Source organism: Pseudomonas sp. UBA6323, from assembly GCF_002439135.1.
In the GTDB taxonomy this organism is placed as follows: domain Bacteria; phylum Pseudomonadota; class Gammaproteobacteria; order Pseudomonadales; family Pseudomonadaceae; genus Aquipseudomonas.
Genome location: NZ_DJSX01000005.1, coordinates 1 through 24,204 on the forward strand (window position 1 = coordinate 1; position 24,204 = coordinate 24,204).

The following is a 24,204-nucleotide window of genomic DNA, read 5'->3' on the forward strand; positions in this document are numbered from 1 at the left end:
TCGGCTCGTCACCGTCTGTCAGGGCGACAGCAGAAGCGAGCAGTTGCTGCTGGCCGGCGTCGCCAGCGCGTTGCAAGGCAGCAGCGTCGAACTCTGGAAAGCGCCCTGCGGCAGCGGCGACAGCCGTGTGCAAACGCGCAAGGCGGTGGCCATGCACAGCCCCGAGGCGCTGGCACAGATCGCCGAGCCGCGTCTGGTTCAGGCCGAACGCAGGGCCGAGCTGGCAGCGCAATGGCAGCAGGTACTGGCTGATGACGCGCTGATTCGCCGTTGGCAGGCGGGCGTCTTCTCCGGCGAATGCTACCAGGCTATCGATGCCGCGCTGGTCACTGGCGCCAGCGCCCAGGCACAACCACTGGCGAGGCTGATGGCCGAGGTCATGGCGCGCAGCGATGGTTTCTTCGCCACCGATTTCTTTCTGTTCTGGCGCGTCCGTGAACTGGCGGCCGCCGGCCTGCTGGCGCTCAGTGGCGAGCCCGGTGAATACGGTTATCAGGGTTTGCAGGTGCGTCGCGCCTGATTCGGCTTGTTGCATGTCCAGGGAGGACAGGATGCGTTACCTACCCCTATTGATGCTCGCTACCGTGATGCCGGTGAGCGCCGAACTGCGTATCGACGATCTGCACGCCAAGCGCAGCGAGTGGGAAACCTACCGTTTCCCGCTGTTCAAGGGCCACAGCCCTGCCATCCGGCGGATCAACCCTTATCTGCACGCCATGGAACTGGAAGGATTGCCGGGGCGCTTCGAGCGTTCGCCTTTCGAGCGCATCTGGCCGAAGGAAGGTGAGATCTGGGGCACCAACAGCCTGGATTACCGGATCGACACGGAGCAACCCGGCTTTCTGTCCCTGACCATCAGCGGCGAGTACACCGGGGCCTATACCAGCATGGGCCATGTCACCTACGCGTTCGACTTGGCCAGCGGCCAGCCCATTGGCCTGAGCCAGCTCTTCACATCGGCTGGTCTGCAACGGCTGGGCGAACGCATCGGCAGAGAACGAAGCAAGCGCATCGAAGACTATCTGGCCGGTATTCCGGTACCCGGCGGACATACCGAAGAGTTGTTATCGCTCTCCCCTGACGACCACGACGAACGCAGCGACGAACAGCGGGATATGTATCGTCAGTGTTTGCCCAGTCGTAGCAAGGCCGACCTTCGCTACGACCGCCTGCAACTCGGCAAACAACGACTGACGCTGAGCGCCGAAAGCTGCGCGCCCCATGTGGCACGAGCCCTGGATGACCTCGGCGAGTTCGTCAACAGCGTGCCCTATGCCGGGCTTGACGCTGACCTCAGCGCCTACGGGCGCTGCCTGCTGCTGGAACGACGCAGCGACTGCCAGCATCCGGGCGACCTGAAGGCCGGCGGTGTGTACTGGGGCAAGATCGGCGGCCGCTATCCCATCACCCTGGTCGTCGGCACCAGCGAGAATAGCCGCCCGCAATCCAGCGCCTACTTCTACGACAAGTACGCCACGCGCATCGAGCTGGATGGTCGAGAGCTCCACGACGGGCGCCTGCACCTGCGGGAAGGCGGCGACACCCCGGCCAGCTTCGACCTGCACCTGCAACCGAATGGCTCCCTGGTCGGCACCTGGCAGCAGGAAGGCGGCAAGGCCCTGCCGGTGGTTCTTCACTGAACCCGGCCACGCGTTTCGTCCTCACCGCTGGCTGCCCATAACTGGAAGCTTCGCGGACAAGTCCGCTCCCACAGGGGGGCGGTGGCTGATCGTGGGAGCGGACTTGTCCGCGAAGCGCGCAGCGCTCGATCACCCCGTAAATAAGGTTACTTACGAAAGAACTCGCCCGGCGTTACGCCGAACTGCTGGCGACAGGCGGCGATGAAGACCGACAACGAGTCGTAGCCGCAGACCAGCGCCACATCGGTGACACCAATTCGATTGCCAGGATGGTTTTCAGACATTGTGACAAGCTACTAACCCGCCTCACAAATCTGAAAAGTTTCGCGGACAAGTCCGCTCCCACAGATGGCGGTGGCTGACTCGTGGGAGCGGACTTGTCCGCGAAGTGCGCTGCGCCGGATCACCCTGAGAACAGCGACTACTCGCGAAAGAACTCCCCAGGCGTTGCGCCGAACTGGCGGCGAAAGGCGGCGATAAAGGCCGATAGCGAGTCGTAACCACAGGCGAGCGCCACGTCGGTGACGCGCTCGCCCTGCTCCAGCGGAGTCAAGGCATCGAGCAGGCGCTGACGCTGGCGCCAGCCGCGGAAACTCAGACCGGTTTCGCGCAGGAACAGTCGGCTCAGGGTCTTCTCCGAGACGCCCAGGCGCTCGGCCCAGTCCCCCAGGCCAAGCTGGCGCAGGTTGGCATCTTCAAGCCCCTGGCATACCTCGCGCAGCCGCGCGTCCTGCGGCAACGGCAACACCAACGCCACTTCCGGCGCTGCCTGGAGTTCATCCAACAACACCGACGCCAGCCTGCCCGGTGCGCCTTGCTCGTCGTACTCGGCCGGCAGGTCGCTGAAGCGGCGGATCAACTCGCGCAGCAGCGGGCTGACCGCCAGCACCCGGCACGCATCCGGCCCCCAGGGCACGGCGTTGCCGTCGATGTACAGGCTACGCATTTCGGTGCGCGGCGAGCTGAACACGCGGTGCTCGACACCGGCCGGCACCCATACCGCGCGTTGCGGCGGAGCGACGAAACGGGCCCCGGCGGTCTGCACTTCGAGCACCCCGGCGATGGCATAGGACAATTGCACCCAGGGGTGCGTATGGCGAAAGGTCAGCGCCCGGTTGGTCAGCGATTCGACCCGGCCGTAGAGCGGCCGCGGCAGGCTCGGCAGTTCGGGAAGGTTGCGATAGAAGGCGGCTGGATGTCTGTTTGGCGACACTTGCTGGCTCATTGGCGTTAGTCGGAAATTTTCGATGACGATAATGTGGCGACCTTCCGTATCGCAAGCCCGAGATTCGCCATGTTCCTGCGCCGCCTGTTACCCGATGCCTTCACCATGACCCTGCTTGCCGTGGTACTCGCCGCCACGCTGTTGCCTGCCAGCGGCCAGATCGCGACGATCTTCGAGTGGATCACCAACCTGGCCATCGCCCTGCTGTTCTTCCTGCATGGCGCCAAGCTGTCGCGCCAGGCGATCATCGCCGGGGCCGGGCACTGGCGCCTGCACCTGCTGGTGTTCTCATGCACCTTCATCCTCTTCCCGCTGCTCGGCCTGGCGCTCAAGCCGGCGCTGGAGCCGTTGCTGGGCAATGAGCTGTATCTGGGCATGCTCTACCTGTGTGCCCTGCCGGCCACCGTGCAGTCGGCCATCGCCTTCACCTCGCTGGCACGCGGGAATATCCCGGCAGCCATCTGCAGCGCGGCGGCCTCGAGCCTGCTCGGCATCTTCGTCACTCCGCTGCTGGTGGCGCTGCTGATGGGCGTGCAGGGCGACAGCGGCTCGACCCTCGACGCCATCGGCAAGATCAGCCTGCAACTGCTGCTGCCGTTCGTACTCGGGCAGATCGCCCAGCGTTGGATCGGCGCCTGGGTGACTAAGAACAAGAGCTGGCTGAAATACGTCGACCAAAGCTCGATCCTGCTGGTGGTCTACACCGCTTTCAGCGCCGCGGTGATCGGCGGCCTGTGGCAGGAGGTGCCGCTGCTCACCCTGCTGGCCGTGACCTTCGCCTGCTGCGTATTGCTGGCCCTGGCGCTGGTGCTGACCCATTTGCTCGGCAAATGGCTGGGCTTCAGCCTGGAAGATCGCATCACCATTCTCTTCTGCGGTTCGAAGAAGAGCCTGGCCACCGGCGTGCCCATGGCCCAGGTGCTATTCGCCGGCGGCGCCATTGGCGTGCTGATCCTGCCGCTGATGCTGTTCCACCAGATTCAGCTGATGGTCTGCGCGGTGCTGGCGCAGCGTTACGCCAAGCGCGAGGAAACGCCGCAGACCGCGACGGCTTGATCGCCTCGCGACAGAAGGGACTTGCTCGAACAACAAATAACTGTATTTTTATACAGTACATTTTGGAGTCCGAGCATGTCCGCCAGCCTGCCGCCACGAGGCCGTGGCACCGCCAGCAATCCGCACAACCGCTTCGCCCCGACGCGCTCGGAGCATGAAGACGACGGTTGGTATCAGGAAGAGACGCCGCTGAGCCGCGCCACCGAAGTGCGCAAGGAAAAGGCCAAGACCGCGATCACCCACAACAACTCACCGGACGTCGGCTTCGACCGTTCGGTGAATCCCTATCGCGGCTGCGAACACGGTTGCATCTACTGCTTCGCCAGGCCGAGTCATGCTTATTGGGACCTGTCGCCGGGCATCGACTTCGAAACCCGACTGATCGCCAAGACCAATCTGGCCGAGCGCCTCGAAGAACAGTTGCAGAAGCCTGGCTACGTGCCGCAGCCCATCGCCCTGGGCATCAACACCGACGCCTACCAGCCGATCGAACGCGAACAGCGCCTGACCCGCCAGGCGCTGGAGATACTGCTGCGTTACAAGCATCCGCTGCACATCATCACCAAGGGTTCGCTGATTCTGCGCGACCTCGACCTGCTCAGCGAACTGGCCAGCCATAACCTGGTCAGCGTGGCCTTCAGCCTGACCACCCTGGACGACGAGCTGAAACGCATCATGGAGCCTCGAACCGCGGCGCCGGCCGCCCGCCTGCGCGCCATGCGCACGCTGCATGAGGCCGGCGTGCCGGTGAGTGTGATGTGCGCACCGATGATTCCGATGATCAACGACATGGAACTCGAGCACCTGCTCGAAGCCGCGCGCGATGCCGGCGCACGTTCGGCGGGTTACGTGCTGCTGCGCCTGCCGCTGGAGATCGCCGAACTGTTCGAACAGTGGCTGCAGGCGCATTTTCCCGACCGCGCCGAGCATGTGATGAGCCTGATTCGCCAGAGCCGTGGCGGCAAGAACTACGACAGTCGCTTCGGCAGCCGCATGCGTGGCGAGGGCCAGTTCGCCGACCTGCTGCAGCAGCGTTTCCGCCTGGCGCGGCGCAAGCTCGGCCTGGATCGTCGCGACAGTTTTACGCTGGACTGTTCGCAGTTCTGCCCGCCGGGTGCGCAATTGAGCCTGCTCTGACTTGGCCGCGCCGCTCGATATGTTAAAACGTGGTGACTCTAGGCATTGACCGACGAAGCCCATGACCCGTACAGCCCGCGTAGCCGACCCGTCCTACGAACTGATGGACGACCACGAAGGCCATTCGCTGATCTACCGCCAGCACGGCTTTCCCTCGCCGCTGGTGCGCTGGCACTTCCACAAGGAATACGAGCTGCACCTGATCGTCGCCAGCTCGGGCAAGGTGTTCATCGGCGACTACATCGGCAACTTCTCGCCCTACACCCTGTTCCTCACCGGCCCCGGCCTGCCGCATAACTGGATCAGCCAGGTCGAGGACGGCGAAGTGGTCGAGACCCGCGACATGCTGGTCAACTTCACCGACGAAGTACTGGAAAGCGGCACCGCGGTGTTCGCCGAATTGAAAAGCCTGCAGCCATTGCTGGCCCGCGCGCAGTTCGGCATCGAATTTCGCGACCCACAGGTGATTCGCCAGGCCGCCGCTCTGCTCGGCAAGATCGCCAGCAGCCGCGGCATCAGCCGCCTGGGCCACTTCTTCATACTCATGGAGTTGCTGGCCGGCAGTGAGGACTACCAGCTGCTCTCGGCCGTGACCTCCTCCGAGTTCGGCGACGAGCAGCATGTCGAGCGCATCAACCGCGCGGTGGACTACATCTTCCAGCACTATGCGCAGGGCATCAGCCAGGAAGAGGTCGCCGACTACCTGGGCATGACGCCCACCTACTTCTCGCGCTTCTTCAAACAGGCCACTGGCCGCGGCTTCGTCGAGTTCGTCAATCGCCTGCGCGTGAGCAAATCCTGCGAACTACTGAGCAAGAGCGACAAGCCGGTGACCGAGGTGTGCTTCGAGTCCGGCTTCAGCAACATTTCCAACTTCAATCGCCGCTTCCAGCAGCTCAAGGGCATGACGCCCACGGGCTATCGCAAGCTGGTGGTGCAGCGCCTGACCGAGCAAAACCTGTACTGATTCGGCGGTGGCTTCTGCTGCCTGCATTGCGGCGACCGCTCTGCCAGGCAGTTTTCATCCGCGTTCGCGCTATGTTCCAGCGGACTCTCAAGTGCAAAAAAGTATCGATCACTGTGCGCTCTAGGATTTGTTCGCGCGAGTCTGCGGGGGTGTAATCGGGCCCGAGCGAAACAAAAACAATAACGTTCTTCCGTAGCCGCACCGGCGCGGGAGAGGAGTTCACAAGCATGAACAACGCGATCAAAGCCCTCGTTGCAGCCTCCTGCCTGTCCCTCACCGCGGTCGCCCAGAGCGCCGAAACCCTGACCATCGCCACAGTCAACAACAGCGACATGATCCGCATGCAGCGCCTGGCGAAAACCTTCGAAGAGCAGAACCCGGACATCAAACTCAAGTGGGTGGTGCTCGAAGAGAACGTGCTGCGCCAGCGCCTGACCACCGACATCGCCACTCAGGGCGGCCAGTTCGACGTGCTCACCATCGGCATGTACGAAGCGGCGCTGTGGGGCGAAAAAGGCTGGCTGGAGCCGATGACCGAGCTGCCGGCCGACTACGATCTGGACGACGTTTTCCCCTCGGTACGCGAGGGCCTGTCGGCCAAGGGCACGCTGTATGCCCTGCCCTTCTATGCCGAAGCCTCGATCACCTACTACCGCACCGACCTGTTCGAACAAGCCGGCCTGACCATGCCCGAGCGGCCGACCTGGGATCAGCTCGCCGAGTTTGCCGGCAAGCTGCATCAGCCGGACAAGGGCGTCTATGGCCTGTGCCTGCGCGGCAAGGCCGGCTGGGGCGAGAACATGGCGCTGATCACCACCCTGGCCAACGCGCACGGCGCGCGCTGGTTCAACGAGCAGTGGCAGCCGGAGTTCACCGGCAGCGAGTGGAAGAACGCGCTGAACTTCTACGTCGACAACATGAAGAAGTACGGCCCGCCGGGCGCTTCCAGCAACGGTTTCAACGAGAACCTGGCGCTGTTCAACAGCGGCAAGTGCGCGCAGTGGGTCGATGCCAGCGTGGCCGGCTCGTTCGTCACCGATGAATCGCAGAGCAAGGTCGCCGACTCGGTCGGCTTCACCTTCGCCCCGACCCAGACCACCGACAAGGGCGCGTCGTGGCTGTACTCCTGGGCGCTGGCGATTCCGACCAGTTCCAAATCCAAGGAAGCGGCCAAGACCTTCAGCGCCTGGGCGACCTCCAAGGCCTATGCCGAGCTCGTGGCCAAGCGCGATGGCGTGGCCAACGTGCCGCCAGGCACCCGCGCCTCGACTTACAGCGATGCCTACATGCAGGCGGCGCCGTTCGCCAAGGTCACCCTGGACTCGCTGAAGAAGGCCGACCCGACCAACCCCAGCGCCAAGCCGGTGCCTTACGTGGGCATTCAGCTGGTGACCATCCCCGAGTTCCAGGCCATCGGCACCAGTGTCGGCAAGCTGTTCGCCGCCGCGCTCACCGGCCAGATGCAACCTGACCAGGCGCTGCAAGCCGCGCAGCAGAGCACCGAGCGGGAAATGAAGCGCGCCGGCTATCCCAAGTAGAGAAGCCGTAGCCGGTAGGGTGGGTTAGCTCCGCCATTGGCTAAATATGTAGGGTGGACAACGCGAAGCTTGTCCACCGCTCCATGTCGCCAATGGTGGACAAAAGAGCGTTGTCCACCCTACGCCTACACACCGAGTCTCTGTCACCACGACACCGCCACGGAGGCATGATGAATTCTCCGGCCATCGACTCACCCGCCACGCAGGCCAGCACGCCTGGCGAGCGCAAGCCGCGGCGTCTGGCGCCCGGCTGGTTTCTGGTCAGCCCGTCGGTGCTCCTGCTGCTGATCTGGATGATCGTGCCGCTGGGCATGACCATTTATTTCTCGCTGATCCGCTACAACCTGCTCTACCCAGGCGAGAACGATTTCGTCGGTCTGGAAAACTTCGAATACTTCGTCACCGATGCCGCCTTCCTCTCTGGCGCCGGCAACACCGTGCTGCTGGTCGGCAGCGTGCTGCTGATAAGCGTGGTGTTTGGCGTGCTGATTTCCGCCTTGCTGGAGGCCAGCGAGTTCTTCGGCCGCGGCATCGTGCGGGTGCTGCTGATCTCGCCGTTCTTCATCATGCCCACGGTCAGCGCGCTGCTGTGGAAGAACCTGATCTTCCACCCGGTATCGGGGATTCTCGCCGCCGTCTGGCAGTTCTTCGGCGCCCAGCCGGTGGACTGGCTGGCGCACCACCCGCTGTTCTCGATCATCCTGATCGTGTCCTGGCAGTGGCTGCCGTTCGCCATCCTGATTCTGATGACCGCCATGCAGTCGCTGGATCAGGAGCAGAAGGAAGCCGCGCGCCTCGACGGCGCCGGCCCCATCGCCATCTTCTGGCACCTGACCCTGCCGCACCTGGCGCGGCCGATTGCCGTGGCGGTAATGATCGAGACCATCTTCCTGCTCTCGGTGACCACCGAGATCTACACCACCACCAGCGGCGGCCCGGGTTACGAATCGACCAACCTGGCCTACCTGATCTACACCCAGGCGCTGCTGCAGTTCGACGTGGGCATGGCCTCCGCCGGCGGGCTGATTGCCGTGGTGATCGCCAACATCGCCGCCATCGTGCTGATCCGCATGATCGGCAAGAACCTCACCGAGCGGCAGTAGGAGCGCAGCATGCTGACCCTGAAACAGTCCCGTCGCCTGCAGAGCTTGGTCATCGGCATCCTCGCCTGGGCCATCGCCGCGGTGATCTTCTTCCCGATTTTCTGGATGGTGCTGACCAGCCTGAAGACCGAGATCGACGCCTTCGCCACGCCGCCGCAGTTCATCTTCATGCCGACGCTGGAGAACTACCTGCACATCAACGAGCGCAGCGACTACTTCGCCTTCGCCTGGAACTCGGTGCTGATCTCCGTCTCGGCGACGCTGCTGGGCATGCTCCTGGCCGTGCCCGCCGCCTATTCCATGGCCTTCTTCGAGAGCAAACGCACCAAGGGCACGCTGCTGTGGATGCTGTCGACCAAGATGCTGCCGCCGGTGGGCGTGCTGGTGCCGATCTACCTGCTGGCCAAGCAGTTCGGCCTGCTCGATTCGCGCCTGGCGCTGATCATCATCTACACCCTGATCAACCTGCCGATCCTGGTGTGGATGGTTTACACCTACTTCAAGGACATTCCTGTGGACATCCTCGAAGCGGCGCGCCTCGATGGCGCCACCACCTGGCAGGAGATCGTCCGCGTGCTGCTGCCGATCGCCCGCGGCGGGCTGGCCTCGACCATGCTGCTGTCGCTGATCCTGTGCTGGAACGAGGCGTTCTGGTCGCTCAACCTGACCAGCTCCGCCGCCGCCCCGCTGACCGCGCTGGTGGCCTCCTACTCCAGCCCCGAGGGGCTGTTCTGGGCCAAGCTTTCCGCCGTCTCGACCCTGGCCTGCGCGCCCATCCTGATCTTCGGCTGGATCAGCCAGAAGCAACTTGTCCGCGGCCTGTCCTTCGGCGCAGTGAAATAACGGGAGAACTCCGACATGGCTGATCTGAAGATCCGCAACCTGAAAAAAGGCTTCGACGGCACGGCGATCATCAAGGGTATCGACCTGGACATCCGCGACCGCGAGTTCGTGGTCTTCGTCGGCCCGTCCGGCTGCGGCAAATCCACCCTGCTACGGCTGATCGCCGGGCTCGAAGAGGTCAGCAGCGGCCATATCGAGCTCGACGGCAAGGACATCACCGACGTCGCCCCGGCCAGGCGCGACCTGGCCATGGTGTTCCAGACCTACGCGCTGTACCCGCACATGACGGTGCGCAAGAACCTCTCCTTCGCCCTCGACCTGGCCCGGGTCGGCAAGCAGGAAGTCGAGGAGAAGGTGGCCAATGCCGCGCGCATCCTGCAACTGGAGGCGCTGCTCGAGCGTAAACCCAAGCAGCTCTCCGGTGGCCAGCGCCAGCGCGTGGCCATCGGCCGCGCCATCGTGCGCAACCCGAAGATCTTCCTGTTCGACGAGCCGCTGTCCAATCTCGACGCCGCCCTGCGCGTGCAAACGCGCCTGGAGCTGGCGCGGCTGCACAAGGACCTGCAGGCGACCATGATCTATGTGACCCACGATCAGGTCGAAGCCATGACCCTGGCCGACAAGGTCGTGGTGCTCAATGGCGGCCGTGTCGAGCAGGTCGGCTCGCCGCTGGAGCTGTACCACCACCCGGCCAACCTGTTCGTCGCCGGCTTTCTCGGCACGCCGAAGATGGGCTTTCTGCGCGGCACCCTGAACAGGGTCGAGGCCGGCAGCTGCGACCTGCAGCTGGAATGTGGCACGCACCTGACGCTGCCGCAGTCCGCCGTCGGCCTCAGCGTCGGCAGCAGCGTGACCCTGGGCGTGCGCCCGGAACACCTCAACGTGGTCAGCACCGACGCGGGGCGCATGCAGGTGACCGCCGACGTCAGCGAGCGCCTGGGCAGCGACACCTTCTGCCATGTGCGCGGTACCTCGGGCGAGATGCTCACGGTGCGCGTACGAGGCGACTTCGCGCCGCGTTATGGCGATGCCCTGACCCTGGATTTCGACACGGCGCACTGCCACCTCTTCGACGCCGATGGCCAGGCCGTCGCCAAACCACTGCAGCAGGCCGCCTGACGCCGCTCCATCAAGGGATGTTCCAGATGAAACTCAATCGCCAGCAGCTTTCCCGGCTTGGCGGCGCCGTCGCGCTGCCAAGCTACACCCCGGAGATGATCCGCACCGGTATCGCCCATTTCGGCGTCGGCGGCTTTCACCGCGCACACCAGGCGGTCTACACCGACGCCCTGATGAACCAGGGTCTGGCGCTGGACTGGGGCATCTGCGGGGTCGGCGTGCGCAGTGAGGACCGCGCCATGCGCGATGCCCTGGCCAGCCAGGATTACCTCTACACCCTGGTCGAACTGGGCGACGAGCCGAACCTGCCGGTGCGGGTGATCGGCGCGATCACCGACATACTGCTGGCCGAGGAGTCGCCACAGGCGCTGATCGACAAATTGGCCGACCCGGCGATTCGTATCGTCTCGCTGACCATCACCGAGGGTGGTTACTGCATCGACGACAGCACTGGCGAATTTCTCGCCGAACTGCCAGCCATTCAGCACGACCTGCGCCACCCCGAATCGCCGCAAAGCGTGTTCGGTTTTCTCTGCGCCGCCCTGGCCAAACGTCGCGCCGCCGGCATTCCGGCCTTCACCCTGATGTCCTGCGATAACCTGCCGCACAATGGCGACGTCACGCGCAAGGCACTGCTGGCCTTCGCCCACCTGGCCGACTATGAGCTGGCCAGCTGGATCGACCAGCACGTGAGCTTTCCCAATGCCATGGTCGACCGCATCACGCCGATGACCAGCGCCGCCCATCGCCAGCAGCTGGCCGAGCAGCACGGCGTCGAGGACGCCTGGCCGGTGGTCTGCGAGCCCTTCGTGCAGTGGGTGCTGGAAGACAAGTTCGTCAGCGGCCGCCCGGCCTGGGAAGAAGTCGGCGTGCAGTTCACCGACGATGTCACGCCCTATGAGGAGATGAAGATCAAGCTGCTTAACGGCAGTCATCTGGCACTGACCTACCTGGGTTTTCTCAAGGGCTATCGCTTCGTCCACGAGACCCTGAACGATCCTCTGCTGCGCCGCTACGTGCGCGAGTTCATGGACCTCGACGTCACCCCGCAGCTGGCGCCGGTGCCGGGCATCGACCTGAGCGACTACAAGGACACACTGATCGCGCGCTTCTCCAACCAGGCCATCGCCGACCAGCTGGAACGGGTCTGCTCGGATGGCTCGTCGAAGTTTCCCAAGTTCATCGTGCCGACGATCAATCGCCTGATCGAGGACGGCCGGCCGCTGGAGCGCGCGGCGCTGGTGGTCGCGGCCTGGGCGCTGTACCTCAAGGGCGTCGACGAGAATGGCACGCGCTATCGCATCCCCGATCCGCGCGCCGAGTTCTGCCAGGCGCTGGTGGCCGATGACGACCAGGTGCGCGAGCGCGTGCTCGGCGTCGAGGCGATCTTCGGCACCGCCATCCCGCAGTCGGAAGCGTTCATCGCGGCCTTCGAGCTGTGTTACGACAGCCTGCGTAAGCTGGGCGTGACACGTACCCTGCAGACTCTGCTGGGCGACTGAGCCATGTACCTCGGCATCGACTGCGGCACCCAGGGCACCAAGGCGCTGATACTGGACGCCGAAAGCGGCCAGGTCTTGGGCGCCGGCAGCGCCAGCCATACGCTGCACAGCGGCGCCAATGGCCGTCGCGAACAGCAGCCGCAGCAGTGGCTGAACGCTTTCGAGCAGGCGACGCGTCAGGCGCTGGCGGCTGCGGGCATCGGCGGCGAGCGGATTCTGGGTATCGGCGTTTCCGGCCAGCAGCATGGCCTGGTGCTGCTCGACGAACAGGGCGCGGTGCTGCGCGCGGCCAAGCTCTGGTGCGACACCGAGTCGACCCCGGAAAACCAGCGCCTGCTCGATCACCTCGGCGGGGAAGCCGGTTCGCTGCAACGCCTCGGCGTGGCCATCGCGCCGGGCTATACGTTGTCCAAGCTGCTTTGGACCAAAGAGCAGCACCCCAATGTGTTCGAGCGCATCGCCCATATCCTGCAGCCCCACGACTACCTCAACCACTGGCTCACCGGCCGCGCCTGCAGCGAGTACGGCGACGCCTCCGGCACGGGCTACTTCGATGTGCGCACGCGCAGCTGGGATGTCGAGCTGCTGAATTTCATCGACCCCAGCGGGCGCCTGCAGCGCGCACTGCCGGAGCTGATCGGCCCGGATCAGCCGGTGGGCCGCATCCGCCCACAGATCGCCCGGCAATTGGGGCTGAACCCGGACGCCGTGGTGGCCAGCGGCGGCGGCGACAACATGATGGGCGCCATCGGCACCGGCAATATCCGCCCCGGTGCGATCACCATGAGCCTGGGCACCTCCGGCACGCTCTACGCCTACAGCGCCCAGCCGACGATCAGCCCACACGCGCAGGTCGCGACCTTCTGCTCATCGAGCGGCGGCTGGCTGCCGCTGATCTGCACCATGAACCTGACCAGCGCCAGCGGGCTGATCCAGCAATTGCTGGAGCTGGATGTCCACAGCTTCGCCGAGCTGGTCGAGCGCTCGCCCATCGGCGCCGAGGGCCTGTTGTTGCTGCCGTTCTTCAACGGTGAACGGGTGCCGGCGCTGCCGACCGCGCGCGCCAGCCTGTTGGGCATGGACAGCGACAACCTGACCCGCGCCAACCTGTGCCGCGCGGTGGTCGAGGGCACCGCCTTCGGCCTGCGCTACGGCCTTGACCTGCTACGCGCCAGCGGCCTGCAGAGCGAGACCATCCGCCTGATCGGCGGCGCAGCGAAAAGCCCGGTCTGGCGCCAGGTGATCGCCGATATCATGGGCACGCCGCTGGTCTGCCCGCAGCACACCGAAGCCGCCGCCCTGGGCGCAGCGATCCAGGCTGCCTGGTGCCTGACGCCTGGCGACGATCGCCAGGCGCAGCTGGCCGCACTGTGCGAGCGCTGCGTGCAGCTCGACGCCAGCACGCACACCCAGCCGGATGCTGCACGCATCGCGCAGTACGAGGCAGTCTATCAACGCTATCGCGAGCAGGTCGGCCGGCTTGCAGAGGGCAATTCGAAGTGAGAGCAGCGCTGGCGATGCCGAGACTGTGTTCAAAGCGGCTTTTCGTAGGAGCCCCGCCCCGGGGCGAAGCTTTTCCAGTACGCGTCGCCCAGGTTCGCAGCGGGGCGCCGCTCCTACAGCTCGGTGCATCGGGGCTTGAATGAAGCGGGTGGTTTTTAAATGTGCCCTTGAATCGATACGGAGACGAATATGTACCTGGTCTGTGGCGAAGCGCTGTTCGATGTGTTCATCCAGAACGACGGCGGGCGTAGCAACGAGTTGGCCTTCAAGGCCATCGCCGGCGGCTCGCCGTTCAACGTGGCGCTGGGCTTGCGCCGCATGGGCGCCGACGCGGCGCTGTTCACCGGCATATCCTCGGACAGCCTCGGCCAACAGTTGCGCCAGGTGCTCAGTGATGAAGGCGTGAGCGACGCATATCTGATTGCCAGCGATGCACCGACCACCCTGGCGATGGTCGGCGTGGACGCCAGCGGCTCCCCGCAATACTCCTTCCGCGGCGAAGGCTGCGCCGACCGCCAACTGCGCGCCGAGCATCTGCCGACGCCCGATGCCCGGGTGCGCGGCGTGCATGTCGGCTCCTTCTCGCTGGTGGTGCAGCCGGTGGCCGATACGCTCCTGCAGCTGGTGCAGCGTGAGCACACGCAGCGCCTGATCAGCCTCGACCCCAACGTGCGCCTCGGCCCGGCGCCGGACGTCGCCCTTTGGCAAGAGCGCGTAGAGACCTTCGCCCGCTACGCGCATCTGATCAAAGTCAGCGAAGAGGATCTGCAATTGCTGTATCCCGAGCGCGACCCGCAGCTGGTCGCGGCAAGCTGGCTCAACGCGCGCTGCCAACTGGTGTTTCTCACCCAAGGCAGCGCCGGGGCCAGCGTGCACAGCCGCCACGGCCATTGGTCAGCGCCTGCCATGGCCGTGCACACCCGCGATACCGTCGGCGCCGGCGATACCTTCCAGGCGGCGCTGCTCGCCTACCTGGCGCGACACCAGCTGGACAGCGTCGAGGCGCTGGCAACGCTGAGCCGTGAGCAGATCGACGCCATGCTGAACCAAGCGATCGCAGCCGCCGCGCTGACCTGCTCGCGGGTCGGTCCCGACCTGCCCTACCTGCATGAACTGGAGCGGCAAAGCGCGCGCTGAGCGGGGCACAGGGTGCCCTGTGCGGCGCGCCATATCGGTAAACCGACACCGGGTATCAACTGTATGAACCTGCCGGTTGTCGCGCCTGCGAGCGCAGGCGACACTTGCGTGTGACTCGCACCCCGCTGCGGCTGTCGTTTTAGCAGCGTATTTTCGATAACAAAGAGGTTCAGGGCATGCCTTACAAACATCAGGTGATTCCGCTTCAGGCCCATGAGGGCAACGAAACCGCCGATCAGGCGCTGCACAGCATCGTCGAGGGCTTCAAACGCTTTCGCAACGAGGTATTCCCGCAGCAGGAAGAGCTGTTCAAGAAGCTCGCCACCGCCCAGAACCCACGCGCCATGTTCATCACCTGCGCCGACTCGCGCGTGGTGCCGGAGCTGATCACTCAAAGCTCGCCAGGCGACCTGTTCGTCAACCGCAACGTTGGTAACGTCGTGCCGGCCTACGGGCAGATGATGGGCGGCGTCTCCACCGCCATCGAGTACGCGGTGATGGCCCTGGGCGTGCAGCACATCATCGTCTGCGGCCACTCCGATTGCGGCGCGATGAAGGCGGTACTCAACCCGGCGTCGCTGGAAAGCATGCCCACGGTAAAGGCCTGGCTGCGCCATGCCGAGGTCGCGCGCAGCGTGGTCGCCGAGAACTGCAACTGCAGCAACAACCAGGAAGCCCTGGAAGTGCTCACGGAAGAGAACGTGGTGGCGCAGCTCAATCACCTGTGCACCCACCCGTCGGTGGCGGCCAGGCTGGCGCGCGGTCAGTTGTTCATCCATGGCTGGGTGTATGACATCGAAACAAGCCAGATCAAGGCTTACGATGCCGAGCTGGGCAGCTTCCTGCCGCTCGATGGCGACAAGGTACCGATGGCTACCCCGCGCGCACGTTTTCCTCAGGAGTGAAACGCGCCGGCCGGAGCTAAGGCTCCGGCCGGCTGAAGGGAAAAGGCCATGCCCCGCGCAAGCGGTGCTGATCGCCCGCGCTGTGCTTGCACACCTGGGGCATGACCAGAGAACTGCAGGAAAAAAAGGAGCCTTGCGGCTCCTGGGTCTCGAACCCTGGGCGTCGATCAGGGACGCCAACGAATAAAAAAGGAGCCCGGGTTATACGCCCCGTCAAACTTGCCCATCCAACAGGCCGGGCTCCATAGAGGTTAACCTTCGATTTCCACCAGCACTTCGCCCGGATTGACGCGGTCGCCCTTGGCCACGTGAACGGCCTTGACGGTACCGGCAATCGGCGCCTGCACCTCGGTTTCCATCTTCATTGCTTCGGTGATCAGTACGGCCTGGCCGGCCTTGACCGTGTCACCTTCCTTGACCAGCACATCGACGATGTTGCCCGGCATGGTGGTGGACACGTCGCCCGGTGCAGCGGCCTGCTTGCGCTTGCCACCGCTGCCTGCGACGAAATCGTTGAGCGGCTCGAACACCACCTCTTCCGGCATGCCGTCGATGGACAGGTAGAAGTGGCGCTTGCCGTCGCCCTTGACGCCGACGCCGGTGATGTCCACGCGGTAGCTTTCGCCATGCACGTCGACCACGAACTCGGTCGGCACGCCTTCACCACCGACCGGCGCCGCCTTGCCCTGGCCATTCGGCATGGGCAGCAGCTCTTCCGGTTTGAGGGTGTCGGCCGCGCGCTCTTCGAGGAACTTGCGCCCGATGTCGGGGAACATGGCGAAGGTCAGCACGTCCTCCTCGGACTTGGCCAGGCTGCCGATCTCTTCACGCAGGCGCGCCAGCTCGGGTTTGAGCAGGTCGGCCGGGCGCACGTCGATCACTTCCTCGCTGCCGATGGCCTGCTTGCGCAGTTGCTCGTCGACCTTGCCCGGCGCCTTGCCGTAGCGGCCCTGCAGGTAGAGCTTCACCTCGTTGGTGATGGTCTTGTAGCGCTCGCCGGCCAGCACGTTGAAAAACGCCTGGGTGCCGACGATCTGCGAAGTCGGCGTTACCAGCGGCGGGAAGCCGAGGTCGGCACGCACACGCGGAATCTCTTCCAGCACTTCGTTCATGCGGTTCAGCGCACCCTGCTCCTTGAGCTGGTTGGCCAGGTTGGAAATCATCCCGCCCGGCACCTGGTTGACCTGCACGCGGGTGTCCACGCCGGTGAACTCGCTCTCGAACTGGTGGTACTTCTTGCGCACAGCGTGGAAGTACATGCCGATTTCCTGGATCAGTTCCAGATCCAGGCCGGTGTCGAACTCGCTGCCCTTGAGCGCGGCGACCATCGACTCGGTGCCCGGGTGGCTGGTGCCCCAGGCCAGGCTGGAGATGGCGGTGTCGATGTGGTCGGCACCGGCTTCGATGGCCTTGAGCTGACACATGGCGCCGAGACCGGCGGTGTCGTGGCTGTGGATAAATACCGGCAGGTCGACTTCGCTCTTCAGCGCCTTGACCAATTCGAAGGTGGCATAGGGCGTGAGCAGGCCGGCCATGTCCTTGATGGCGATGGAGTCGATGCCCATCGCCTGCATGGCCTTGGCCTGGGCGACGAAGGCCTCGTTGGTGTGCACCGGGCTGGTGGTATAGGCGATGGTGCCCTGGGCATGCTTGCCGGCAGCCTTGACCGCCTCGATGGCCACACGCAGGTTACGCACGTCGTTCATCGCATCGAAGATGCGGAACACGTCGATGCCGTTGACCGCGGCCTTAGCCACGAAGGCGCGCACCACGTCATCGCTGTAGTGGCGGTAGCCGAGCAGGTTCTGCCCGCGCAGGAGCATCTGCAGGCGGGTGTTGGGCAGCGCGGCCTTGAGCTGGCGCAGGCGCTCCCACGGGTCTTCCTTAAGAAAGCGCACGCACGAATCGAAGGTGGCGCCACCCCAGACTTCCAGCGACCAGTAGCCGACGCGGTCGAGCTTGTCGCAGATCGGCAGCATGTCTTCGGTGCGCATGCGGGTCGCCAGCAGCGACTGGTGGGCATCGCGCAGGACGGTATCGGTAACGGTGATCTTCTTGCTCATGATGTCCCCTACAGGCCCGCGTGGGCAGCGATGGCGGTGGCGATGGCGATGGCCAGGTGCGACGGGTTGCGCTTGATCGAGTACTGGGTCAGTTCCGGGTGGCTTTCTACGAAGCTGGTATTGAACTGGCCGCTACGGAATTCCGGGTTACGCAGGATTTCCTGGTAATAGGGTGCGGTGGTGCGCACGCCCTGCACGCGCATGTCGTCCAGCGCGCGTAGACCACGGTCCATCGCTTCTTCCCAGGTCAGCGCCCAGACGATCAGCTTCAGGCACATCGAGTCGTAATAGGGCGGAATGGTGTAGCCGGTGTAGATCGCCGTGTCGGTACGCACACCGGGGCCGCCGGGCGCGTAGTAACGGGTGATCTTGCCGAACGAGGGCAGGAAGTTGTTCTTCGGGTCTTCGGCGTTGATACGGAACTGCAGGGCATAGCCGCGATGGATGATGTCTTCCTGCTTGACCGACAGCGGCAGGCCACTAGCGATGCGGATCTGCTCGCGAACGATGTCGATGCCGGTGATTTCCTCGGTGATGGTGTGCTCCACCTGCACCCGGGTGTTCATCTCCATGAAGTACACCTCGCCTTCGGCGAGCAGGAACTCCACGGTACCGGCGTTCTCGTAGCCCACGGCCTGCGCGGCGCGCACGGCCAGGTCACCGATATAGGCGCGCTGCTCGGGGGTCAGCTGCGGGCTGGGGGCGATTTCGATCAGTTTCTGGTTGCGCCGCTGGATCGAGCAATCGCGCTCGTACAGGTGCACGGTGTTGCCGAAGCTGTCGGCGAGGATCTGCGCCTCGATGTGCTTCGGGTTGACGATGCATTTTTCCAGGAAGACTTCGGCGCTACCGAAGGCCTTGGTCGCCTCGGAGATCACTCGCGGGTAGGCCTGCTCCAGCTCCTCGCGGCTGTTGCAGCGACGAATGCCGCGACCGCCGCCACCGGAGGTGGCCTTGAGCATCACCGGGTAACCGATGCGCTCGCCTTCGCGCAGGGCTTCGGCCAGGTCGGCGACGTTGCCTTCGGTGCCGGGAGTGCAGGGCACACCAGCGGCCATCATGCTGCGTCGGGCTTCGGTCTTGTCGCCCATGCGGCGGATAACTTCCGCGCTCGGACCTATGAATTTGATCCCACGTTCAGCACAGATCTCTGCAAGTTCGGCGTTCTCGGAAAGAAAACCGTAACCGGGGTGCAGCGCATCGCAGCCGGTTTCCACCGCCAGATTGACCAGCTTGCGCGGGTTCAGATAGCCGGCCAGCGGGTCTTCGCCAATGCTGTGCGCCTCGTCGGCACGCTTGACGTGCAACGCATGACGGTCGGCGTCGGAATAGATGGCCACCGAGCGGATGCCCATTTCGGCGCAGGCCCGCACGATGCGGACGGCAATCTCACCACGGTTGGCGATCAATATTTTTCTTATCACGATCCAATCCTCAGCGCAGAGCTGCAAGGGACGCTGCAACAGTTGGTTGCAAAACGTGGTGAAAACCCTATCCGGCTATACGAATTAACCAAAATGAATAATTATTTGATCGTGCATAAGTAATTACTTATACGTTGATCGAACGAGGACGAAACCGTGCGTAAAACCCTGCTGCGCATGACCTTGCGCCAACTTCAGGTATTCCGGGCGGTGTGCGAGCACGGCTCCTACAGCCGTGCGGCCGACGAAATGGCGCTGACCCAACCGGCCGTGAGCCTGCAGATTCGTCAGTTAGAAGATCTGGTCGGCCAGCCGCTGTTCGAGTACGTCGGCAAAAAGCTCTACCTCACCGAGGCCGCCGAAGCGCTGCGCCGCGCCAGCAGCGACATTTTCGGCCGCCTGGAAAGCCTGGATATGCAGTTGTCGGACTTGCAGGGCTCGCTGCAGGGGCAGCTAAATTTGTGCGTGGAATCCAGCGCCAAATACTTCATTCCCCACCTTTTCGCCGATTTTCGCCGCCAGTATCCGGAAGTCAGCCTCAACCTTACGGTGGTCAATCACGCCCTGGCGGTGCGTCGCCTGACCCTCAGCCGCGACGACCTGATGATCATGAGCCAGGTACCGCAGGACCTGGCGCTGGACTTCATGCCCTTTCTCAACAACCCGATCATCGCCGTGGCGCCGCCGGATCACCCGCTCTTGGAGGCAAACAGCCTGCAATTGCAGGATCTAACCGCTTATCCGCTGCTGATTCGCGAAAGCGGCTCGGGCACCCGCCGCGCCTGCGAGGAGTACTGCCACCAGAAACGCGCGCATTTCCCGCATACGCTGGAGATCGGCTCGCTGGAATCGCAGCGCGAAGCGGTGCTGGCGGGGCTCGGCATTGCCTTGTTACCGCGCCATGCGGTGCGCCTGGAGCTGCAGCACGGCCTGCTGCGCGAGCTGCCAGTGGCCGAGCTGCCGCTACAAAGAAGCTGGTGCGTAGTGAATATTCGTGGCCGCAGGTTGTCCCCTGTAGCACAGGCTTTCGTCGATTACATCCGCACCGAGCGCGCTCGCATCGTCAAGCTGGCCGAGCGCTTCGAGGGCAGGCACGCAGGATCGGGCAATAATCTCGCAGTATCGGCCTAACCTTTCCCAGCTGAGCTGAGCGACAGTGCCAGCCTGGAATCGCACCACCAACCCCGTCCGGGAGAACTCTATGCTGCCGGGAATCAGCGCCCTGCTCGAGGCCATGCGCGCGCTGGAACGCGACAATGGCCAGGCTGTGCTCGCCACCGTGGTCAAGGTCGAAGGCTCGGCCTACCGCCGCCCCGGCGCGCGCATGCTGATCCCGCTGTATGGCGGCACCGTCGGCACCATCAGCGGCGGCTGCCTGGAATCCGAAGTGGCGAAGAAGGCCTGGTGGCTGACCGACAGCGGCGAAGCGGTGATCCGCCGTTACAGCACCGCCACCGAGGAAGACGATGACGACCAGGACGCCGCGCTGACTTTCGGCCTCGGCTGCAACGGCACCGTGCATGTGCTGCTCGAACGCCACAGCGCGGAAAAGCCGCTGGCGGTGCTCGATCTACTGCGTCAGGTGCGCGAAAGCGGTCAGGCTGGGGCAGTCGCCACGGTGATCGGCTGCTATCGCAACGCCCGCGTGCGTGTCGGTAATCGCTTGTACCTGCATCCCGCACTTAGCGACAGCGATCGCCTGCTCGATCCTGCACTCGACGCCGAGGTTCGCGCCGACCTGCAACGAACCCTGGCCGATGGCCGCTCCTTGCTGCGCAGCTACCGCGATGAGCGCGGCGAGATCGAGGTTTTCTGCGAGTATCTGGCGCCGCAGCGGCGCCTGGTGATCTTTGGCGCCGGGCATGATGCCCAGCCGCTGACGCATATGGCCAAACTGCTGGACTGGCACGTTACGGTGATTGATGGCCGCGCCCATTTCGCCCGCGCCGAACGCTTCCCCGATGCGGATGCGGTGCTGCAGGTCGATGCCAAGCCACCCTACGATCTGCACGCCCTAACTGACGGCGCCCTGGTGGCGATCATGAGCCACAGCTACAGCCAGGATCGCCACTGGCTGGGCAGCGTGCTGCAGGGCTCGCCCGCCTATATCGGCCAGTTGGGACCGCGCGACCGCACCGAACGGCTGCTGGACGAGATCCGTCAGCATACCGAGCAGTTGCCGGCACTGGAGCGCCTGCACTACCCCATCGGCCTGGATATCGGCGGCGACACGCCGGAAAGCGTGGCCACGGCGATCCTTGCCGAGATGACCGCGGCCATCAACCAGCGCACAGGCGGCATGCTCAAGCATCGCCAGGCGGCGATCCATACACCGACACCGCTGGACTGCAGCGATATCGAAAGCGCGGCCAGACTGACTGCCTCCTGAGCGAAGCCCCGGATTGCATCCGGGCTACATGTAGGGTGGGCTTCAGCCCACCACGGCTGGTCTGGTGGGCTAAACACCCTACATGCTGAACACGCCCGACACGATCCCGTAGGAGCGGCTTCAGCCGCGATCAATGGCCAAAGCTCGCAGCTAAAGCGCCTCCTACACACCGAGGCACGATTGATCTCCCCCTGTGGGAGGGGCTTTAGCCGCGACACCTTTGCAGCAATCTCGCCGCTAAAGCACCTCCCACAGTGCCCCCCTCACAAACCAAAACGCCCGGGCAATTGCCCGGGCGTAGTGTTTACAGCGAGCGACCTCAGGCCGTGATCTGCGCCGGAAACGGCAGCTTGCGCAGGCGCACGCCAGTGGCGGCGAACAGGGCGTTGGCCAGGGCCGGCGCCAGCGGCGGCACGCCCGGCTCACCGACACCGGTGGGGTTCTGCGCAGACGGCACGATATACACCTCGACCTTGGGCATCTCGTTCATGCGCAGCACCTGAAAGTCATGGAAGTTCGATTGCTCGACCCGCCCTTCCTTTAAGGTGATCGCGCTGTGCCGGGCAGCCGCCAGGGCGAAGCCGATACCGCCTTCCATCTGCGCCTTGATCACATCCGGGTTGATGGCGATACCGCAGTCCACCGCGCATACAACGCGATCCAGACGATAGCTGCCATCGGCCTTGACCGTAACCTCGGCGACTTGCGCGACGAACGAGCCGAACGATTCATGCACGGCGATGCCCCGCCCGCGCTTCTCACCCTCGGCGCCGGCAGCCAGCGGCTTGTCCCAGCCGGCCTGCTTGGCGGCCAGCTCCAACACACCGCGATGACGCGGTTGGCTGTCCAGCAGCGCATGGCGGAACGCGTAGGGGTCCTGCCCGGCCGCCACCGCAGCCTCGTCGATCATGGTTTCGGCGACATAACCGGTGTGGGTATGACCCACCGAACGCCACCACAGCACCGGCACCTTGATATTGCTCGGCGTGCTCAGCTCCACCTGCAGGTTGGGCACCGCATAGGACAGGTTGGACAGCCCCTCGACCGAGGTATGGTCGACGCCCTCCTTGATCATGAAAGGCTCCATCGAAGTGCCGGTCATGATTGACTGGCCGACGATGCGGTTGTGCCAGGCCTGCAACTTGCCGGCCTCGTCCAGACCAATGCGCGCACGGTGCACGTACATCGGGCGGAAGAACCCGCCACGGGTGTCGTCCTCACGGGTCCAGACCATCTTCACCGGCGCATCGACGCCCTTGTCGCGCGCGGCCTTGGTGATCGCCACGGCCTCCAGCAGGTAATCGGACTGTGAACTGGCGCGACGGCCGAAACTGCCGCCGGCGTAAAGCTGGGTCAGCGAGACCTGTTCGGGTTTGAAGCCCAGGTAGTTGCTGATAATGGCCTGGTCGACAGTCTGGAATTGCTCGCCATTCCAGATCTCGCAGCGCTCGTCGGAGAGTTTCACCAGGCAATTCATCGGCTCCATCGCCGCATGGGCCAGGTAAGGGAATTCGTAGTCGGCCTCGACCACTTTGGCGGCCTTGGCCAGCGCCGCATCGGCGTCGCCCTTGCTCGTCGCCGGCAAACCGGGCTTGCCCGCGCTGTAGCGGTATTGCGCGAGAATCTCCTCGCTGCCGAGGGTGAAGGCCTGGCTCTCGTCCCAGTCGATCACCAGCGCATCACGACCCTGACGCGCCGCCCAGGTGTTCTTCGCCAGAACGGCGACCCCCGAACGGCCGTGGGGCAGGTCGCGAAACTCTACCACTTCGACCACATCACGCACGGCCTTGGCCTTGGCCTTGCTGACGTCCACCGAGCGCGGCACGCCGCCGAAACGCGGCGGGTAGGCGACCATGGCCACCAGCATGCCGGGCAGCTTGAAGTCCTGGGTGAAGATGGCGCTGCCATCGGTCTTGCCCGGGCTGTCCTTGCGGCGCAGTTCGCGCTTGCCGATCAGCTTGAAGTCCTTGGGGTTCTTGAGCTGCACCTGCTCGGGCACCGGCAGTTGCGCGGCGGCCTCGACCAGTTCGCCGAAGTCGGCACTGCGCCCGGAGCCGGCATGACGGACCACGCCCTTGTCGACGCTGATTTCACTCGCCGGCACGCCCCAGCGCTGCGCGGCCGCAGCCACCAGCATGGCCTTGGCGGTCGCACCGGCGTTGCGCATCTGCTCCCAGGAGTTGGCCATTGCGGTGCTGCCGCCGGTACCCTGCATCGGGCCGAAGGCGAGGTTGTTGTAGCGCTTCACATCGGCCGGCGCACCCTCGACGCGCACCTTGTCCCAGTCCGCGTCCAGTTCTTCGGCCAACAGCGTGGCCAGGCCGGTGTAGCTGCCCTGGCCCATTTCCAGGTGTTTGGCCAGCACGGTCACCGTGCCATCCAGGTCGATACGCACGAAGGCGTTCGGCTCCAGCGGGCCACTTGCGGCCAGTGCATCCATGCCGCGCAACAGCGGCGCGAAGAAGATGCCCAGCGCCAGGCCGCCGGCGCCCTTGAGCAGGCTGCGACGGCTGACATTGAGAATGCCACGCGTGGCGCTATCGGGGGTTTCGATCTTGCCCAAGATTCGACGCTCCTCAGGCCAGCTGGCCAGCCGCTTCGTGGATGGCGGCGCGAATCCGCACATAGGTGGCGCAGCGGCAGATGTTGCCGC

General features: G+C 64.5%; 20 protein-coding genes and 1 pseudogene. 15 read left to right on the top strand and 6 right to left on the bottom strand.

The window, feature by feature from the left end; genetic code table 11:
• The coding region (locus B3P22_RS01030; protein WP_296269534.1) for a DUF3658 domain-containing protein at positions 1-520 on the top strand (520 nt) is incomplete at its 5' end.
• A 31-nt stretch (positions 521-551) separates the two neighbouring features.
• On the top strand, positions 552-1,640 hold the full coding sequence (locus B3P22_RS01035) for a DUF3298 domain-containing protein (protein ID WP_296269535.1): 1,089 nt from the start codon (positions 552-554) through the stop codon (positions 1,638-1,640).
• Positions 1,641-1,786: 146 nt separating this feature from the next.
• On the opposite strand, the gene B3P22_RS01040 is transcribed toward B3P22_RS01035, so the two are convergent.
• Positions 1,787-1,924 carry an AraC family transcriptional regulator gene (locus tag B3P22_RS01040; protein ID WP_296269536.1) on the bottom strand — a complete coding sequence of 46 codons (138 nt, stop codon included), beginning with the start codon at positions 1,922-1,924 and terminating at the stop codon, positions 1,787-1,789.
• 137 nt (positions 1,925-2,061) lie between these two features.
• Entirely contained in the window at positions 2,062-2,865 is an 804-nt protein-coding gene (locus tag B3P22_RS01045; protein WP_419096404.1) for an AraC family transcriptional regulator, read from the bottom strand.
• A 69-nt stretch (positions 2,866-2,934) separates the two neighbouring features.
• On the opposite strand from B3P22_RS01045, the gene B3P22_RS01050 reads away from it, so the two are divergent.
• The 11 genes from B3P22_RS01050 to B3P22_RS01100 all read left to right on the top strand — a co-directional run bounded on the left by B3P22_RS01050 (position 2,935) and on the right by B3P22_RS01100 (position 15,675).
• A complete protein-coding gene (locus tag B3P22_RS01050) occupies positions 2,935-3,921 on the top strand; it encodes a bile acid:sodium symporter family protein (RefSeq protein ID WP_296269538.1) in 987 nt (328 codons plus the stop codon).
• A gap of 75 nt (positions 3,922-3,996) precedes the next feature.
• Positions 3,997-5,058: a PA0069 family radical SAM protein gene (locus tag B3P22_RS01055; protein WP_296269539.1), complete on the top strand. Its 1,062-nt coding sequence runs from the start codon at positions 3,997-3,999 to the stop codon at positions 5,056-5,058.
• A 61-nt stretch (positions 5,059-5,119) separates the two neighbouring features.
• Positions 5,120-6,025 carry an AraC family transcriptional regulator gene (locus B3P22_RS01060; protein WP_275546390.1) on the top strand — a complete coding sequence of 302 codons (906 nt, stop codon included), beginning with the start codon at positions 5,120-5,122 and terminating at the stop codon, positions 6,023-6,025.
• Between the two features lie 227 nt (positions 6,026-6,252).
• Entirely contained in the window at positions 6,253-7,563 is a 1,311-nt protein-coding gene (locus tag B3P22_RS01065; RefSeq protein ID WP_296269540.1) for an ABC transporter substrate-binding protein, read from the top strand.
• A gap of 170 nt (positions 7,564-7,733) precedes the next feature.
• Complete coding sequence (locus B3P22_RS01070; protein ID WP_296269541.1) at positions 7,734-8,666, top strand: carbohydrate ABC transporter permease; 933 nt, start codon at positions 7,734-7,736, stop codon at positions 8,664-8,666.
• Between the two features lie 9 nt (positions 8,667-8,675).
• On the top strand, positions 8,676-9,509 hold the full coding sequence (locus B3P22_RS01075; protein WP_197858868.1) for a carbohydrate ABC transporter permease: 834 nt from the start codon (positions 8,676-8,678) through the stop codon (positions 9,507-9,509).
• 15 nt (positions 9,510-9,524) lie between these two features.
• A complete protein-coding gene (locus B3P22_RS01080) occupies positions 9,525-10,628 on the top strand; it encodes an ABC transporter ATP-binding protein (RefSeq protein ID WP_296269542.1) in 1,104 nt (367 codons plus the stop codon).
• A 26-nt stretch (positions 10,629-10,654) separates the two neighbouring features.
• The gene (locus B3P22_RS01085) at positions 10,655-12,130 is read left to right on the top strand and encodes a mannitol dehydrogenase family protein (RefSeq protein ID WP_296269543.1); all 1,476 of its coding nucleotides are present in this window, start codon (positions 10,655-10,657) and stop codon (positions 12,128-12,130) included.
• Between the two features lie 3 nt (positions 12,131-12,133).
• Positions 12,134-13,633, top strand: a complete 1,500-nt coding sequence (gene xylB / locus B3P22_RS01090) for a xylulokinase (RefSeq protein WP_296269544.1) — start codon at positions 12,134-12,136, stop codon at positions 13,631-13,633.
• Between the two features lie 189 nt (positions 13,634-13,822).
• Positions 13,823-14,770 carry a carbohydrate kinase family protein gene (locus B3P22_RS01095; RefSeq protein ID WP_296269545.1) on the top strand — a complete coding sequence of 316 codons (948 nt, stop codon included), beginning with the start codon at positions 13,823-13,825 and terminating at the stop codon, positions 14,768-14,770.
• A gap of 176 nt (positions 14,771-14,946) precedes the next feature.
• Complete coding sequence (locus tag B3P22_RS01100) at positions 14,947-15,675, top strand: carbonic anhydrase (RefSeq protein ID WP_197858873.1); 729 nt, start codon at positions 14,947-14,949, stop codon at positions 15,673-15,675.
• Positions 15,676-15,926: 251 nt separating this feature from the next.
• On the opposite strand, the gene oadA is transcribed toward B3P22_RS01100, so the two are convergent.
• Both oadA and B3P22_RS01110 read right to left on the bottom strand, forming a co-directional pair.
• The gene (gene oadA / locus B3P22_RS01105) at positions 15,927-17,738 is read right to left on the bottom strand and encodes a sodium-extruding oxaloacetate decarboxylase subunit alpha (RefSeq protein WP_296269546.1); all 1,812 of its coding nucleotides are present in this window, start codon (positions 17,736-17,738) and stop codon (positions 15,927-15,929) included.
• An 8-nt stretch (positions 17,739-17,746) separates the two neighbouring features.
• Positions 17,747-19,162, bottom strand: coding sequence for an acetyl-CoA carboxylase biotin carboxylase subunit (locus B3P22_RS01110; RefSeq protein WP_296269547.1), 1,416 nt, complete (start codon positions 19,160-19,162; stop codon positions 17,747-17,749).
• Positions 19,163-19,318: 156 nt separating this feature from the next.
• On the opposite strand from B3P22_RS01110, the gene B3P22_RS01115 reads away from it, so the two are divergent.
• Together B3P22_RS01115 and B3P22_RS01120 are read left to right on the top strand one after the other, a co-directional pair.
• Positions 19,319-20,293 (top strand): LysR family transcriptional regulator, encoded by a 975-nt coding sequence (locus B3P22_RS01115; RefSeq protein WP_296269548.1) that lies wholly within the window; start codon positions 19,319-19,321, stop codon positions 20,291-20,293.
• Positions 20,294-20,363: 70 nt separating this feature from the next.
• Positions 20,364-21,551 (top strand): XdhC family protein, encoded by a 1,188-nt coding sequence (locus B3P22_RS01120; protein ID WP_296269549.1) that lies wholly within the window; start codon positions 20,364-20,366, stop codon positions 21,549-21,551.
• A 319-nt stretch (positions 21,552-21,870) separates the two neighbouring features.
• Here the strand turns inward: B3P22_RS01120 and B3P22_RS01125 are convergent, their stop codons facing one another.
• Complete coding sequence (locus B3P22_RS01125; RefSeq protein ID WP_296269550.1) at positions 21,871-24,114, bottom strand: xanthine dehydrogenase family protein molybdopterin-binding subunit; 2,244 nt, start codon at positions 24,112-24,114, stop codon at positions 21,871-21,873.
• A 13-nt stretch (positions 24,115-24,127) separates the two neighbouring features.
• Positions 24,128-24,204: pseudogene (locus tag B3P22_RS01130) on the bottom strand ((2Fe-2S)-binding protein); the annotation flags it as partial.